14 protein-coding genes are annotated in these 12,962 nt (G+C 66.0%); 10 read left to right on the forward strand and 4 right to left on the reverse strand.

All coding sequences use genetic code 11. The annotated features are described in order from the left end of the window. Positions 1 to 10: 10 nt before the first annotated feature. Positions 11 to 967 carry a substrate-binding domain-containing protein gene (locus tag L1081_RS23820; RefSeq protein WP_489414352.1) on the reverse strand — a complete coding sequence of 319 codons (957 nt, stop codon included), beginning with the start codon at positions 965 to 967 and terminating at the stop codon, positions 11 to 13. A 214-nt stretch (positions 968 to 1,181) separates the two neighbouring features. Here L1081_RS23820 and ychF point away from each other — a divergent pair, with 214 nt between their 5' ends. After that, positions 1,182 to 2,273, forward strand: coding sequence for a redox-regulated ATPase YchF (gene ychF, locus L1081_RS23825; protein ID WP_489414353.1), 1,092 nt, complete (start codon positions 1,182 to 1,184; stop codon positions 2,271 to 2,273). A gap of 9 nt (positions 2,274 to 2,282) precedes the next feature. Then, on the forward strand, positions 2,283 to 2,951 hold the full coding sequence (locus L1081_RS23830) for a glutathione S-transferase N-terminal domain-containing protein (RefSeq protein WP_489414354.1): 669 nt from the start codon (positions 2,283 to 2,285) through the stop codon (positions 2,949 to 2,951). A 15-nt stretch (positions 2,952 to 2,966) separates the two neighbouring features. On the opposite strand, the gene L1081_RS23835 is transcribed toward L1081_RS23830, so the two are convergent. Further along, the gene (locus tag L1081_RS23835; protein ID WP_021012495.1) at positions 2,967 to 3,437 is read right to left on the reverse strand and encodes a YqaA family protein; all 471 of its coding nucleotides are present in this window, start codon (positions 3,435 to 3,437) and stop codon (positions 2,967 to 2,969) included. 181 nt (positions 3,438 to 3,618) lie between these two features. Here L1081_RS23835 and dusB point away from each other — a divergent pair, with 181 nt between their 5' ends. Genes dusB through purH form a run of 3 tightly spaced genes read left to right on the forward strand, consistent with a single transcriptional unit; the run spans position 3,619 to position 6,561 of the window. Continuing rightward, entirely contained in the window at positions 3,619 to 4,677 is a 1,059-nt protein-coding gene (gene dusB, locus L1081_RS23840) for a tRNA dihydrouridine synthase DusB (protein ID WP_489414355.1), read from the forward strand. A 19-nt stretch (positions 4,678 to 4,696) separates the two neighbouring features. Beyond that, positions 4,697 to 4,933 carry a Fis family transcriptional regulator gene (locus L1081_RS23845; protein ID WP_007838304.1) on the forward strand — a complete coding sequence of 79 codons (237 nt, stop codon included), beginning with the start codon at positions 4,697 to 4,699 and terminating at the stop codon, positions 4,931 to 4,933. Positions 4,934 to 4,953: 20 nt separating this feature from the next. Further along, a complete protein-coding gene (gene purH / locus L1081_RS23850) occupies positions 4,954 to 6,561 on the forward strand; it encodes a bifunctional phosphoribosylaminoimidazolecarboxamide formyltransferase/IMP cyclohydrolase (RefSeq protein ID WP_489414356.1) in 1,608 nt (535 codons plus the stop codon). 49 nt (positions 6,562 to 6,610) lie between these two features. Here purH and hemL read toward each other — a convergent pair whose 3' ends face one another. Next, positions 6,611 to 7,906, reverse strand: a complete 1,296-nt coding sequence (gene hemL, locus L1081_RS23855; protein WP_489414357.1) for a glutamate-1-semialdehyde 2,1-aminomutase — start codon at positions 7,904 to 7,906, stop codon at positions 6,611 to 6,613. Next, positions 7,906 to 8,871, reverse strand: a complete 966-nt coding sequence (gene thiD, locus L1081_RS23860; RefSeq protein WP_489414358.1) for a bifunctional hydroxymethylpyrimidine kinase/phosphomethylpyrimidine kinase — start codon at positions 8,869 to 8,871, stop codon at positions 7,906 to 7,908. Before thiD ends, hemL begins: the two co-directional genes overlap by 1 nt. A gap of 111 nt (positions 8,872 to 8,982) precedes the next feature. Here thiD and L1081_RS23865 point away from each other — a divergent pair, with 111 nt between their 5' ends. From L1081_RS23865 to L1081_RS23885, 5 genes are all read left to right on the forward strand, one after another. Beyond that, positions 8,983 to 9,153, forward strand: a complete 171-nt coding sequence (locus L1081_RS23865; RefSeq protein ID WP_007838397.1) for a rubredoxin — start codon at positions 8,983 to 8,985, stop codon at positions 9,151 to 9,153. A gap of 82 nt (positions 9,154 to 9,235) precedes the next feature. Further along, positions 9,236 to 9,634, forward strand: a complete 399-nt coding sequence (locus tag L1081_RS23870) for a response regulator (protein ID WP_015867390.1) — start codon at positions 9,236 to 9,238, stop codon at positions 9,632 to 9,634. Continuing rightward, positions 9,635 to 10,000: a response regulator gene (locus tag L1081_RS23875; RefSeq protein ID WP_015867389.1), complete on the forward strand. Its 366-nt coding sequence runs from the start codon at positions 9,635 to 9,637 to the stop codon at positions 9,998 to 10,000. 19 nt (positions 10,001 to 10,019) lie between these two features. Continuing rightward, complete coding sequence (locus L1081_RS23880) at positions 10,020 to 10,553, forward strand: chemotaxis protein CheW (protein WP_489414359.1); 534 nt, start codon at positions 10,020 to 10,022, stop codon at positions 10,551 to 10,553. Between the two features lie 42 nt (positions 10,554 to 10,595). Next, a complete protein-coding gene (locus tag L1081_RS23885; protein ID WP_489414360.1) occupies positions 10,596 to 12,902 on the forward strand; it encodes a methyl-accepting chemotaxis protein in 2,307 nt (768 codons plus the stop codon). Positions 12,903 to 12,962: the final 60 nt, after the last annotated feature.

Genomic DNA, 12,962 nt, shown 5'->3' on the forward strand with positions numbered 1-12,962 from the left:
TCTTCCTGGCTTACTGGGCCGATGTCTTGGTGACCAGCACCACGTCGGTCTTCACTTCTGCCGGCATGGCCGATTGCGGCTTCTTCTCGGCCAGCGCCTTGAGCGCGGTCTCGATGCCGAACACCGCCTGCTTGGCCGCGAACTGGTCGGCGGTGGCAAGCACGCGGCCGTCCTTCAGCATCGGCTTGATGGCGCCGATGTTGTCGTAGCCCACCACCAGCACCTTGCCGGTCTTGCCCGCGGCCTTGACGGCAGCCACGGCGCCGAGCGCCATGCTGTCGTTGCCCGCGAGCAGTGCCTTCAGGTCGGGGTGCTCGCGCATCATGCCGGCGGCCACCGTGTTGCCCTTGTCGATTTCCCACTGGCCCGACTGCACGCCCACCACCGTGGCGCCGGCGGCCTTCATGGCGTCCTGATAGCCGAGGGTGCGCTGCTGCGCATTGAAGGTGGTCGAGACGCCTTCGATGATGCCGACCTTGTCGCCGGCCTTCAGGCTCTTGGCGAGCTCGTCGCCCACCAGCTTGGCGCCGGCGCGGTTGTCCGGACCGACGAAGGGCACCTGGATGCCCTTTTCCTTCAGCGCGGCGGCGTCGAACTGGTTGTCGATGTTGACCACCAGGATGCCCCGGTCGACGGCGGCCTTGACCACCGGCACCAGTGCCTTCGAATCGGCCGGCGCGATGACCAGCGCGTTGATCTTCTGCGCCATCATCTGCTCGACCATCTTGATCTGGGCGGCCGTGTCGGTCTCGTCCTTGATGCCGTTGGCCACCAGCGTGTACTGCGAGGCATGCGCCTTCTGGTGTGCCTTGGCGCCGTCTTCCATCGTGCGGAAGAATTCATTGGCCAGCGACTTCATGACCAGCGCGACCTTGGGCTTGTCCTGGGCAACGGCGGGCGAGGCGGCGAGGGTGCCCAGCAGCGCCAGGGCGGCTGCGCTTTGCAGCGTGCGGCGGGTGAACTTCATGGGTGATGTCTCCTGAGGTGGTTGAGCGGTGCGCCGGGCTGTGGCCGGGGCACCGATGTTAACCAACGAAAACGTTTGCGCAAACGTTTGCTAATCCGGTTTAACCCTGATTTCTTCCCGGCGCCTTCCTGGGCGAGTGAAGCGGCCTGAAGTACGCACGGCCGAGGGAAAACCTGGACAGCCTAAAATCCCCGGTTACCCAAGAGGACCCCCCATGAGTTTGCAATGCGGCATCGTCGGCCTGCCCAACGTCGGTAAATCCACTCTTTTCAATGCGTTGACCAAGGCCGGCATCGCGGCGGAAAACTATCCGTTCTGCACCATCGAGCCCAACGTGGGCGTGGTGGAAGTGCCCGATCCGCGGCTCGCCCAGCTCAGCGAGATCGTCCAGCCCGAGCGCGTGGTGCCCGCCATCGTCGAGTTCGTCGACATTGCCGGCCTGGTGGCCGGCGCCAGCACGGGCGAGGGCCTGGGCAACAAGTTTCTCGCGCACATCCGCGAAACCGACGCCACCGTGAACGTGGTGCGCTGCTTTGACGACGAGAACGTGATCCACGTGGCCGGCAAGGTCGATCCGATCTCCGACATCGAGGTGATCCAGACCGAACTCTGCCTGGCCGACCTCGCCACGGTCGAGAAGGCGCTGCACCGCCACACCAAGGTGGCGCGCTCCGGCGACAAGGACGCGCAGAAGCTGGTAGGCCTGCTCGAGCGCTGCCAGGCCGCGCTGAACGAGAACACGCCGGTGCGCGCGCTCGAATTCACGAAGGAAGAACAGCCGCTGGTGAAGTCGTTCACGCTCATCACCGCCAAGCCCGCGATGTTCGTCGGCAACGTGGCCGAAGACGGCTTCGAGAACAACCCCTACCTCGACCGCCTGCGCGAATATGCCGCCAGGCAGGGCGCGCCCGTGGTCGCCATCTGCGCCAAGATCGAAGCCGAACTCGCCGAGATGGACGACGAGGACAAGAAGATGTTCCTCGCCGAAATCGGCCAGGAGGAGCCGGGCCTCAACCGCCTGATCCGCGCGGCCTACAAGCTGCTGGGCCTGCAGACGTATTTCACCGCCGGCGTGAAGGAAGTGCGCGCCTGGACCATCCACATCGGCGACACCGGCCCCCAGGCCGCCGGCGTGATCCACGGCGACTTCGAAAAGGGCTACATCCGCGCCCAGACCATTTCGTTCGAGGACTACATCGCCTACAAGGGCGAACAGGGCGCGAAGGACGCGGGAAAGATGCGTGCGGAAGGCAAGGAATACGTGGTCAAGGATGGCGACGTGATGAACTTCCTGTTCAGCTCGTAAAGCCGCCGCATGCTCACTGTCCATCACCTCAACAATTCGCGTTCGCAGCGCGTGCTGTGGCTGCTCGAAGAACTGGCACTGCCTTACGAGATCGTCCACTACCAGCGCGATCCGCAGACCATGTTGGCGCCCGCTTCGCTGCGGGCCGTGCATCCGCTCGGCAAGTCGCCGGTGGTGACCACGGACGACGGCCTGGTGCTGGCCGAATCCGGAGCGGTCATCGAAACACTGATCGAGCGCCATGGCAGCGGCCGGCTCGCGCCCGCGGCGGGCACGCCCGAGGCTGTGCGCTATCGCTACTGGCTGCACTTCGCGGAAGGCTCGGCGATGTCGCCGCTGCTGCTCAAGCTGGTGTTCGACAGGATCGAGAGCAGCAAGATGCCGTTCTTCGTGAAGCCGATTGCAAAAATGATTTCGGGCAAGGCCAAGGCGGCCATCGTCCTGCCCAACATCGAGAGCCACCTGAATTTCATGGAAGCCGAGCTCGGCAAGAGCGAGTGGTTCGCCGGCAGCGAATTCACGGGCGCCGACATCCAGATGAGTTTTCCGGTCGAAGCCTCGCAGGCGCGCGGCGGCCTCGACGCGAAGCGGCCCAGGCTCATGGCGTACCTGGAGCGCATCCATGCGCGCCCGGCCTACCAGCGCGCGCTCGAACGCGGCGGCCCTACGGCCTCTTGAGCTGAAGCGGCCGGCTCAGGACGGGAACACGTAGAGCAGCGCGACCGTCATGCAGACATAGCGCAGGAATTTCCCGATGGCCATGTAGCCCAGGCATGGCCAGAAGGGCAGCTTGAGCCAGCCCGCCACCGCGCACAGCGGATCGCCCACCAGCGGCAGCCAGCTCAGCAGGCAGGCCTTGGGCCCGAGCCGCTCCAGCCAGCCCAATACCCGCACATGATGTTTCGAGTGCGAGTATTTGTCCGCCACCTTGTGCGCGCCGTAACCCATCCACCAGTCGACCGCACCGCCCAGCGTGTTGCCCACCGTCGCCACCAGGATGGCCGGCCAGAACATTTCGGGATTGAGCTTGAGCAGGCCGAAAAGAATCGGCTCGGAGCCTACCGGCAGCAGCGTGGCCGAGACGAACGCCGCGATGAACAGCGTGGAGAGTCCGTATTGCGGGAGCGCGAGTAGCGCCAGGAGTGCGTCGAGCCAGGCTTGCATAAGGTGAAATGAGTCGACGCAGTATAGGCAGCGGGCCTTCTGCGGCAGGTCGGAGAAGGCGCCGTGCATGGCGGGCGTCCCCGCGGTACCGCGCGCGCAAATCGTTTCAGCGGCCGGAATCGCGCGTGGCTACAATCGTGCCTCATTTTTCAGCAGCCGAACTCGCGACGCTTCCTCCTTCATGACCTTGCAGATCGGCACCCACACGCTGGAAAACCGCCTGTTCGTTGCGCCCATGGCTGGCGTGACAGACCGGCCGTTCCGCATGCTGTGCCGCGAACTCGGCGCAGGCTACGCGGTCAGCGAGATGGTCACCTCGCGCAAGGAACTCTGGAACACGCTCAAAACCTCGCGCCGCGCCAACCACGACGGCGAGCCCGGTCCCATCGCCGTGCAGATCGCCGGCACCGATGCGGCCATGATGGCCGAAGCCGCGGTCTACAACATCGAGCGCGGCGCGCAGATCATCGACATCAACATGGGCTGCCCGGCCAAGAAGGTCTGCAACAAGTGGGCCGGTTCGGCGCTGATGCGCGACGAGCCGCTGGCACTTGAAATCGTGCAGGCCGTGGTCGATGCGGCAGAGCCGTTCAACGTGCCGGTCACGCTCAAGATGCGCACCGGCTGGAGCGAAGAGCACCGCAACGCGGTGAAGCTCGCGCGCGATTTCGAATCGGCCGGCGTGCAGATGCTCACCGTGCACGGGCGCACCCGCGAGCAAGGCTACAAGGGTAGCGCCGAGTACGACACCATTGCCGCCGTGAAGGCCGCGGTGCGCGTGCCGGTGGTGGCCAACGGCGACATCCGCTCGCCCGAGAAGGCGCGCGAGGTGCTCGCGGCCACCGGCGCCGACGCGGTGATGATCGGCCGCGCCGCGCAGGGGCGGCCCTGGATCTTCCGCGAGATCTCCCATTTCCTGGCCACGGGCACGCACCTTGCACCGCCGCTGGTCGCCGAGGTGCGCCGCCTGCTGCTCGACCACCTGGTGCAGCACTACGCGCTCTACGGCGAGTTCAGCGGCGTGCGCACCGCGCGCAAGCACATCGGCTGGTATGTGCGCACGCTGCCGGACGGCGAAGCCTTCCGCGCGCGGATGAACACCATCGAAGACTCCGCTGCGCAGCTGCGCGCGGTCGGCGATTATTTCGACGGGTTGGCGGACCGCATGGACCGCATGCCCGTGCACCAGGCGGCCGAAGAGCTGTCCGGTGAAGAGGAGGCGGCCTGCGCCGCCGATTGAGAGGAAGAGAAGAAAAAGCATGAGCAAGAAACACATCGAGGACTGCGTGCGCACCAGTCTGGACAGCTACTTTCGTGATCTGCGCGGCACCGAACCCGACGGCATGTACGAGATGCTCGTGCGTGTGGTCGAGAAGCCCCTGCTCGACGTCGTGATGACGCGCGCCGAGGGCAACCAGTCGAAGGCCGCGCAATGGTTGGGCCTGAATCGCAACACGCTTCGCAAGAAGCTGGTTGAACACAAACTTTTGAAATAAATAACTCCACGGCATATTCCATGGCCCAGACCGCACTCATCTCCGTCTCCGACAAAACCGGCATCCTCGAATTCGCGCAGGCGCTGCATGCGCTAGGCATCAAGCTGCTGTCCACGGGCGGCACCGCCAAGCTGCTGGCCGATGCTGGCCTGCCCGTGACCGAAGTGGCCGACCACACCGGCTTTCCCGAAATGCTCGACGGCCGCGTGAAGACGCTGCATCCCAAGATCCACGGCGGCCTGCTCGCGCGGCGCGACCTGCCCGCGCACGTGGCGGCCATCAAGGAACACGGCATCGACACCATCGACCTGCTGGTGGTCAATCTCTATCCCTTCGAAGCCACGGTGGCCAAGGCCGGCTGCACGCTCGAAGACGCGATCGAGAACATCGACATCGGCGGCCCGGCCATGGTGCGCAGCGCGGCCAAGAACTGGAAGGACGTGGGCGTACTGACCGACGCCTCGCAGTACGCCGTGGCGCTGGCCGAGCTCCAGGCCGGCGGCAAGCTCAGCGACAAGACCAAGTTCGCGTTCTCGGTGGCCGCGTTCAACCGCATCGCCGACTACGACGGCGCCATCAGCGACTATCTCTCGGCCATCGACTTCGACGCCAGCATCGGCCAGCCTTCGCCCACGCGCTCGCTGTTCCCGGCGCAGAGCAACGGCCGCTTCGTGAAGGTGCAGGACCTGCGCTATGGTGAGAACCCGCACCAGCAGGCCGCGTTCTACCGCGACCTGCATCCGGCGCCCGGCTCGCTCGTGTCGGCCAGGCAACTGCAGGGCAAGGAGCTCAGCTACAACAACATCGCCGATGCCGACGCCGCATGGGAATGCGTGAAGAGCTTCGACGTGCCCGCCTGCGTGATCGTGAAGCACGCCAACCCCTGCGGCGTGGCCGTCGGCAAGGATGCGGCCGAAGCCTACGGCAAGGCCTTCAAGACCGACCCGACCTCGGCCTTCGGCGGCATCATCGCCTTCAACCGCCCGGTCGATGGCGAGACCGCGCAGGCCATTGCCAAGCAGTTCGTCGAAGTGCTGATGGCGCCGGGCTACACGCCCGAGGCGCTCGCGGTGTTCCAGGCCACCAAGGTCAAGCAGAACGTGCGCGTGCTCGAGATCGCACTGCCGCCGGGCGGCAAGACCGACTGGGACAACGGCCGCAACGCGATGGACGTCAAGCGCGTCGGCTCGGGCCTGTTGATGCAGACCGCCGACAACCACGAGCTCGCGGCGGGCGACCTCAAGGTGGTCACGAAGAAGCAGCCCACGCCCGAGCAGCTGCAGGACCTGCTGTTCGCATGGAAGGTCGCCAAGTACGTGAAGAGCAACGCCATCGTGTTCTGCGCCGGCGGCATGACCATGGGCGTGGGCGCGGGCCAGATGAGCCGCCTCGATTCGGCGCGCATCGCCAGCATCAAGGCCGAGCATGCGGGCCTCTCGCTGAAAGGCACGGCAGTGGCGAGCGACGCCTTCTTCCCGTTCCGCGACGGGCTCGACGTGGTGGTCGATGCCGGCGCGAGCAGCGTCATCCAGCCGGGCGGTTCGATGCGTGACCAGGAAGTGATCGACGCCGCCGACGAGCGCGGCGTGGTCATGGTGCTTTCGGGCGTGCGCCACTTCCGGCACTGAGCCAGCGCCCTTGGGCCGGGGCGCCTTTCGGCGCCCCGCAGCAGACAGATCAGAGCGGGCGCAGCGTCCTGAAAACCTGCCGCGCCGCTTCGATGGTGGCGGCAATGTCGTCGTCGCCATGGGCAGCGCTCACGAAGCCGGCCTCGTAGAGCGCCGGTGCGATGTACACGCCGCGGTCCAGCAGGCCGTGGAACAGTGCGTTGAACTTCGCGTTGTCGGTGGTCATCACGGTGGCGTAGTTCTGCGGCAGCTCGTCCATCAGGAAAAAGCCGAACATGCCGCCTTCGCTGTCGGCGTTGAAGGGCAGTCCTTCGGCCGCGGCGGCGGCCTTGAGGCCGTCGACCAGCGAGCGCGTCTTTTTGCCCAGCGCCTCGTAGAAGCCGGGGCGCGCAATTTCCTTCAGCGTGGCGAGGCCGCAGGCCGTGGCCACCGGGTTGCCCGACAGCGTGCCGGCCTGGTAGACCGGGCCGAGCGGCGCGAGCTGCTCCATGATGGCGCGCGGGCCGCCGAAGGCCGCCAGCGGCATGCCGCCGCCGATGACCTTGCCGAGCACCGTGAGATCGGGCGTGATGCCCAGCACGCCCTGCGCGCCGTGCAGGCCGACGCGAAAACCAGTCATCACCTCGTCGAACACCAGCAGCGCGCCGTGCTGCGTGCACAGCTCGCGGCAGCGGGCGGCGAAGGCGGGCGTGGCGCGCACGAAGTTCATGTTGCCGGCAATCGCCTCGATCATCAGGCAGGCGATGTCGTTGCCATGCAGCGCGAAGGCTTCCTCGAGCTGCGCGATGTTGTTGTATTCGAGCACCAGCGTGTGCTGCGTGACCTCGGGCGGCACGCCGGCCGAGGTGGGGTGGCCGAAGGTGGCGAGGCCGGAGCCGGCCTTCACCAGCAGCGCGTCGGCGTGGCCGTGGTAGCAGCCCTCGAACTTGATGATGTGCTTGCGGCCGGTGGCGCCGCGCGCCAGGCGCAGCGCGCTCATGGCGGCCTCGGTGCCCGAGCTCACGAGCCGCACCATCTCCATCGACGGCACCAGCGCGAGGATGGCTTCGGCCAGCTCGATCTCGCGCTCGGTCGGCGCGCCGTAGGAGAAGCCCTCGAGCACGGCCTTCTGCACCGCCTCGACAACGGCCGGATGGCCGTGGCCCAGGATCATCGGGCCCCAGGAGCCGATGTAGTCGATGTAGCGCTTGTCGTTGGCGTCCCAGAAATAGGCACCCTCGGCCCGGCGGATGAAGCGCGGCGTGCCGCCCACGGCCTTGAAGGCGCGCACCGGCGAATTGACGCCGCCGGGAATGACGGCGCGGGCGCGCTCGAAAAGAATATCGTTTTGGTCAGCGTTTGGCATCAGTGTCGGGTGTCGTGAGGGGGCAGGGCAAAGTCTTGCGGCGCGTCGGGGTCTTCATCGTCGTCCTCGTCGTCTTCCGGTTCGGCCCAGAACAGGCGGTCCGGCAGCACGTGGCCCATGCCGGGCCGGAAACCCGCATCGAGGCAGCGGTCCATGTAGGCCAGGGCCTCGGTGGTGGCGGCCACCAGGTCGGTGCCGCTCGCGAGCAGGGCGGCCAGCGCGGCCGACAGCGTGTCGCCCGCGCCGGCGAAGACGGCTTCGAGCCGCTCGTATTTCTCGCTGGCGAGCACCGATTGCGGCGAGGCCAGCACGTTGTCGATGAACTGGTCGGGCAACACCATGCCGGTCACCAGCGTGTAGGGCACGCCGAATTCGCCCGCGGCCTTGGCGATGTCGCGCGCGCCGGGCGGGCGCTCGCCGCTCCAGTCGGGCAGCAGCCAGCGCCACAGCGTACTGTGGTTTCCAACCAACACTGTGGCCTGGGGCAGCAGCAGCTCGCGGAAGGCGTCGAGATAGCCCTCGATGAGGTTTTCGTCCCACCACGAAAGGTTGGGCATGTAGGCCACCAGCGGTACCTCGGGGTAGTCGGAGGCGGTCTCGGCGATGGTGCTCAGGGCCTCGGGGGTTCCGACGAAGCCCACCTTGATGAGTTGGACCTCCACGTCCTCGAGGATGGAGCGCGCCTGCTCGGCGATGGCCTCTTCCTCGAAGGCGAAATGGTCGAAGATCTCGGCCGTGTCGCGGGCGTAGGCGCCCGTCACCACCGGCAGCATGTGCGCGCCGACCGAGGCCATGGCCAGGGCGTCGGCGCCCAGGCCGCCGGCGCCGCTCGGATCGCTGGCGTTGAAGACCAGCACGCAGGGCGGATTCAGGTCGCGCTCGGCCACCTCTTCGGCGTCCGGCGGGGGGTCGTTAAGATTGCCCGGTTTGCGGGCGTGGTCTGCTGGATGTAAGTAGATGGTCATACGCCGGGCGAAATCCCCTGGATGGTGGCATAGGCGCGACGTTTACCGTCCGCCAGTGAGATACGCATAGATACACTCGTTGCATTTAATGAACAAGGACTTTAAGCTCCGATGAATACGAAAACTTGGATGTGCCTGATTTGTGGGTGGATCTATGACGAAGCGGTTGGTGTACCGGAAGACGGCATCGCGGCAGGCACGGCCTGGGCCGATGTGCCGATGAACTGGACCTGTCCTGAGTGCGGTGCGCGCAAGGAAGACTTCGAAATGGTTGAAATCTAAAAGCATGGCATAGGGCTACGCGATTTGCGCCGATGTACGGCGCGGCGGGCATCCAAGTCTCATCTCAGCAGGAGCATGTGCAATGGGGCCGAATGGATCAGGTTACAAGGTGCTTGTCATCGACGACAGCAATACGATCCGGCGCAGTGCCGAAATATTTCTGAAGCAGGGCGGGCACGAGGTTCTTCTCGCGGAAGACGGCTTCGACGCGCTCTCCAAGGTTAACGACCACAAGCCGCATCTGATTTTCTGCGACATCCTGATGCCGCGGCTGGACGGCTACCAGACCTGCGCCATCATCAAGCGCAACGCTCATTTCTCCAATGTTCCGGTCGTGATGCTCTCTTCCAAGGACGGCGTCTTTGACAAGGCTCGCGGCCGCATGGTCGGGTCGCAAGACTACCTGACCAAACCTTTCACCAAAGACCAGCTGCTGCAGGCCGTGCAGCAGTTTGGCACCCTTCAACAGGAAGTGCAGTAAATGCCCATTCGAAAAATCCTCGTCGTCGACGACTCCAAGACGGAACTGGTGTTCCTCTCGGACCTGCTCCAGAAGAACGGCTTTGCGGTCAAGACCGCCGAAAACGCCGAAGACGCCATGCGCCGCCTCGAAGAGGACCAGCCCGACCTGATCCTCATGGACGTCGTCATGCCGGGCCAGAACGGCTTCCAGCTGACGCGCGCCATTGCCCGCGATCCGCAGTACGCCGCCATTCCGATCATCCTGTGCACCAGCAAGAACCAGGAAACCGATCGCGTCTGGGGCATGCGCCAGGGCGCCCGCGACTACATCGTGAAGCCGGTCAACGCGGCCGAGCTGATGTCCAAGATCAGCGCGCTGGCCTGAGCAGGCGCCTGCCGAGTCCATGGCCAATCGCGACGCTCTCCGAGCCTTCCAGTCCCGGCTTGCGAGCCGCCTGCAGGCCGCGCGCACGACCGGCGTCTCCGCCTCGTGGCTCGCGGTCGAGGCGGGCGAGGGCAAGTACCTGTTCCCACTCGGCCACGCGGGAGAAATCTTCCCGTGGACGCCGCCCCAGCCCGTGCCCTACACGCAGCCCTGGTTCCTGGGCGTGGCCAACCTGCGCGGCGGCCTCTATGGCGTGGTGCACCTGTCGGCATTCGCCTCGGGCGCGCCGGACAACACGGCCGCCACCGAGGCGGCCCGCATGCAATCGCGGCTCGTTGCCCTCAACGAGCTGCTCGAAGTGAACTGCGCACTGCTGGTCGACAGGCTGGCGGGATTGCGCGGCACCGAGGCCTTCACGGCTTCGGAGCCGCCGGATGCGCAAGCACCCGCCTGGCTGGGGCATCTGTACACCGATGCGGCGGGCGAGCGCTGGCAGGAAGTCAACCTGCAGGCGCTTTCGCAGCAACCCGAGTTTTTGAGTATTGGCGCCTAGTGCTTCCGCACAGCCCAAAGACAACCACCTGAAGGACCGACCGTGAGCTCGATCGCCGACAAGTTCAAGAAATTACTGCCCGCGAACAGCGGCAACGACAAGGCCCGCGTCGACGGCTCCGGTTCCATATCGCTCGACGACGTCGACACGGTTCAGGCCCTGGAGGAAAAGACCGTTCGGCTAGCCCGCAAGGACGGCGCGCCGGCCGCGCCGCTGCCCGCCGGCTTTGCCGAGGAGTTGCTCGGCGGCAGTGAGGCGGCCAACGAAGCGGCATCGCCCGAAAGCGCCCAGGCCGCGGGCGGCAGAACGGGTTCGAACCCGGCGCGCCAGCAGCGCATCCTGGCCATCATGCTGGCGGTGGTGGTGCTGCTGCTGCTCCTGGTGGCCGGCTCCGCCATTCTTCGCGCCGAGCGCCTTGCGCAGCAGGTGGCCGCCACCGGCCAGTCGCTGATGCAGTCGCAGCGGCTCGCAAAGTCGATCTCCCAGGCCCTCGTGGGCAGCGCCCCCGCATTCGTCGAAGTGAAGGACAGCGCCGACGACCTCACGCGCCGCGTGCAGGGCCTGACCAATGGCGACGACGCCCTGCGCCTGGAGCGCGTGGGCAACCAGTACGACGAGGACATGGCCAAGATCAACCCCCTGGTTGTCCGTGCCGATGCCAGCGCCAAGGTCGTGCTGGCCCAGCGCCAGATCCTGACCCAGGTGGGTGCCGCCCTGCGCGACATCAACCAGCAGTCGTCCTCGCTGCTCGAAATGACGGAAACCGTCGCTTCGCTGAAGATGCAGCAGAACGCCACGCTGCCTGAAATTTCGGCGGCTGGCCAGCTCGTGATGCTGACCCAGCGCATCGGCAAGTCGACCAATGAATTCTTCACGGTCGAGGGCGTGAACCCCGACGCCGTGTTCCTGCTCGGCAAGGACCTGAACACCTTCCAGGAAACCACGCGCGGCCTGCTCGACGGCAATGCGCAGCAGCGCTTCCCCGGCTCGAAAGACCCGCAGACCCGCCAGCAGCTCGAAGCCATTCTCAAGACCTACGAGCAGATGCGCACGCAGGCCTCCGCCATTCTGGGCAACCTGCAGGGCCTGGTGGCCGCGCGCGAAGCGCAAGCTTCCATCCTGACCGACAGCGAACCGCTGCGCAAATCGCTCGGCGAACTGCAGGACAAGCTGTCCGCGCGCACCGGCCTGGGCGCCGGAACGATCGTGATGCTGTTCGTGCTCTCGCTGGCCGCCCTGGCGCTGGCCGGCGCCATCGGTTTCGTGCAGGTGCGCGAAGGCCGCGAACGTGCTGTCGTTGCCGAACGCGAGCGTCTCGCGGCCGAGCAGGCCAGCGAAGAAGCCGGCCGCATCAACAACGCCAACCAGGCCGCCATTCTTCGGCTGATGAACGAACTGCAGACGGTGGCCGAAGGCGACCTGACGCAGGAAGCCACCGTGACCGAGGACATCACCGGCGCCATCGCCGACTCGGTGAACTACACGGTGGAAGAACTGCGCCTGCTGGTGGGCAACGTGCAGAACACGGCCACCCGCGTGGCGCAGACCACCTCGCAGGTGGAAAGCACCTCGACCGAGCTGCTCGCCGCCTCGACCGAGCAGCTGCGCGAGATTCGCGAAACCGGCCAGTCGGTGGTGACCATGGCCGAGCGGATCAACGGCGTGTCCTCGCAGGCGCAGGAGTCCGCCACGGTGGCGCGCCAGTCGCTGCAGGCCGCGTCCTCGGGCCTGCAGGCTGTGCAGAACGCCATCGGCGGCATGAACTCCATCCGCGACCAGATCCAGGAAACCTCCAAGCGCATCAAGCGACTGGGCGAGTCGTCGCAGGAGATCGGCGAAATCACCGAACTGATCTCGGACATTACCGAGCAGACGAACGTGCTGGCGCTGAACGCCGCCATCCAGGCCGCATCGGCCGGTGAAGCCGGCCGCGGCTTCTCGGTGGTGGCCGAAGAAGTGCAGCGCCTGGCTGAACGCTCCGCGGACGCCACGCGCCAGATCTCGGCGCTGGTGAAGGCCATTCAGACCGACACGCAGGATGCGGTGGGCGCCATGGAGCGCTCCACGCAGGGTGTGGTCGAAGGAGCCAAGCTGTCCGACAATGCCGGTACCGCACTGTCCGAGATCGACCGCGTGTCGCGCCGGCTTGCAGACCTCATCGAGCAGATTTCGCAGTCCGCCTCCCGCGAGGCCGATTCGGCCAACGTGGTGGCCGCCAACATCCAGCACATCTTTGCCGTGACCGAGCAGACCGGAGAAGGTACCCGCAACACCGCCCAGCAGGTGCGCGAGCTGTCGCAGATGGCCGAGGAACTGCGCCGCTCGGTGGCCCGATTCAAGATCGCCTGATGAAGCTCTCCCCAGTCTTCGCGCACTTCGTGTCGCTTCGGAAAACTGACAGATAAAGAA

Source organism: Variovorax sp. MSC1_012, assembly GCF_023667525.1.
GTDB lineage: Bacteria > Pseudomonadota > Gammaproteobacteria > Burkholderiales > Burkholderiaceae_C > Variovorax > Variovorax beijingensis_B.

What these genes read in the sequence shown, in the direction of transcription:
- L1081_RS23820 (WP_489414352.1), bottom strand. Translation starts at nt 967, where the DNA reads ATGAAGTTCACCCGCCGCACGCTGCAAAGCGCAGCCGCCCTGGCGCTG.
- ychF (WP_489414353.1), top strand. Translation starts at nt 1,182, where the DNA reads ATGAGTTTGCAATGCGGCATCGTCGGCCTGCCCAACGTCGGTAAATCC.
- L1081_RS23830 (WP_489414354.1), top strand. Translation starts at nt 2,283, where the DNA reads ATGCTCACTGTCCATCACCTCAACAATTCGCGTTCGCAGCGCGTGCTG.
- L1081_RS23835 (WP_021012495.1), bottom strand. Translation starts at nt 3,437, where the DNA reads ATGCAAGCCTGGCTCGACGCACTCCTGGCGCTACTCGCGCTCCCGCAA.
- dusB (WP_489414355.1), top strand. Translation starts at nt 3,619, where the DNA reads ATGACCTTGCAGATCGGCACCCACACGCTGGAAAACCGCCTGTTCGTT.
- L1081_RS23845 (WP_007838304.1), top strand. Translation starts at nt 4,697, where the DNA reads ATGAGCAAGAAACACATCGAGGACTGCGTGCGCACCAGTCTGGACAGC.
- purH (WP_489414356.1), top strand. Translation starts at nt 4,954, where the DNA reads ATGGCCCAGACCGCACTCATCTCCGTCTCCGACAAAACCGGCATCCTC.
- hemL (WP_489414357.1), bottom strand. Translation starts at nt 7,906, where the DNA reads ATGCCAAACGCTGACCAAAACGATATTCTTTTCGAGCGCGCCCGCGCC.
- thiD (WP_489414358.1), bottom strand. Translation starts at nt 8,871, where the DNA reads ATGACCATCTACTTACATCCAGCAGACCACGCCCGCAAACCGGGCAAT.
- L1081_RS23865 (WP_007838397.1), top strand. Translation starts at nt 8,983, where the DNA reads ATGAATACGAAAACTTGGATGTGCCTGATTTGTGGGTGGATCTATGAC.
- L1081_RS23870 (WP_015867390.1), top strand. Translation starts at nt 9,236, where the DNA reads ATGGGGCCGAATGGATCAGGTTACAAGGTGCTTGTCATCGACGACAGC.
- L1081_RS23875 (WP_015867389.1), top strand. Translation starts at nt 9,635, where the DNA reads ATGCCCATTCGAAAAATCCTCGTCGTCGACGACTCCAAGACGGAACTG.
- L1081_RS23880 (WP_489414359.1), top strand. Translation starts at nt 10,020, where the DNA reads ATGGCCAATCGCGACGCTCTCCGAGCCTTCCAGTCCCGGCTTGCGAGC.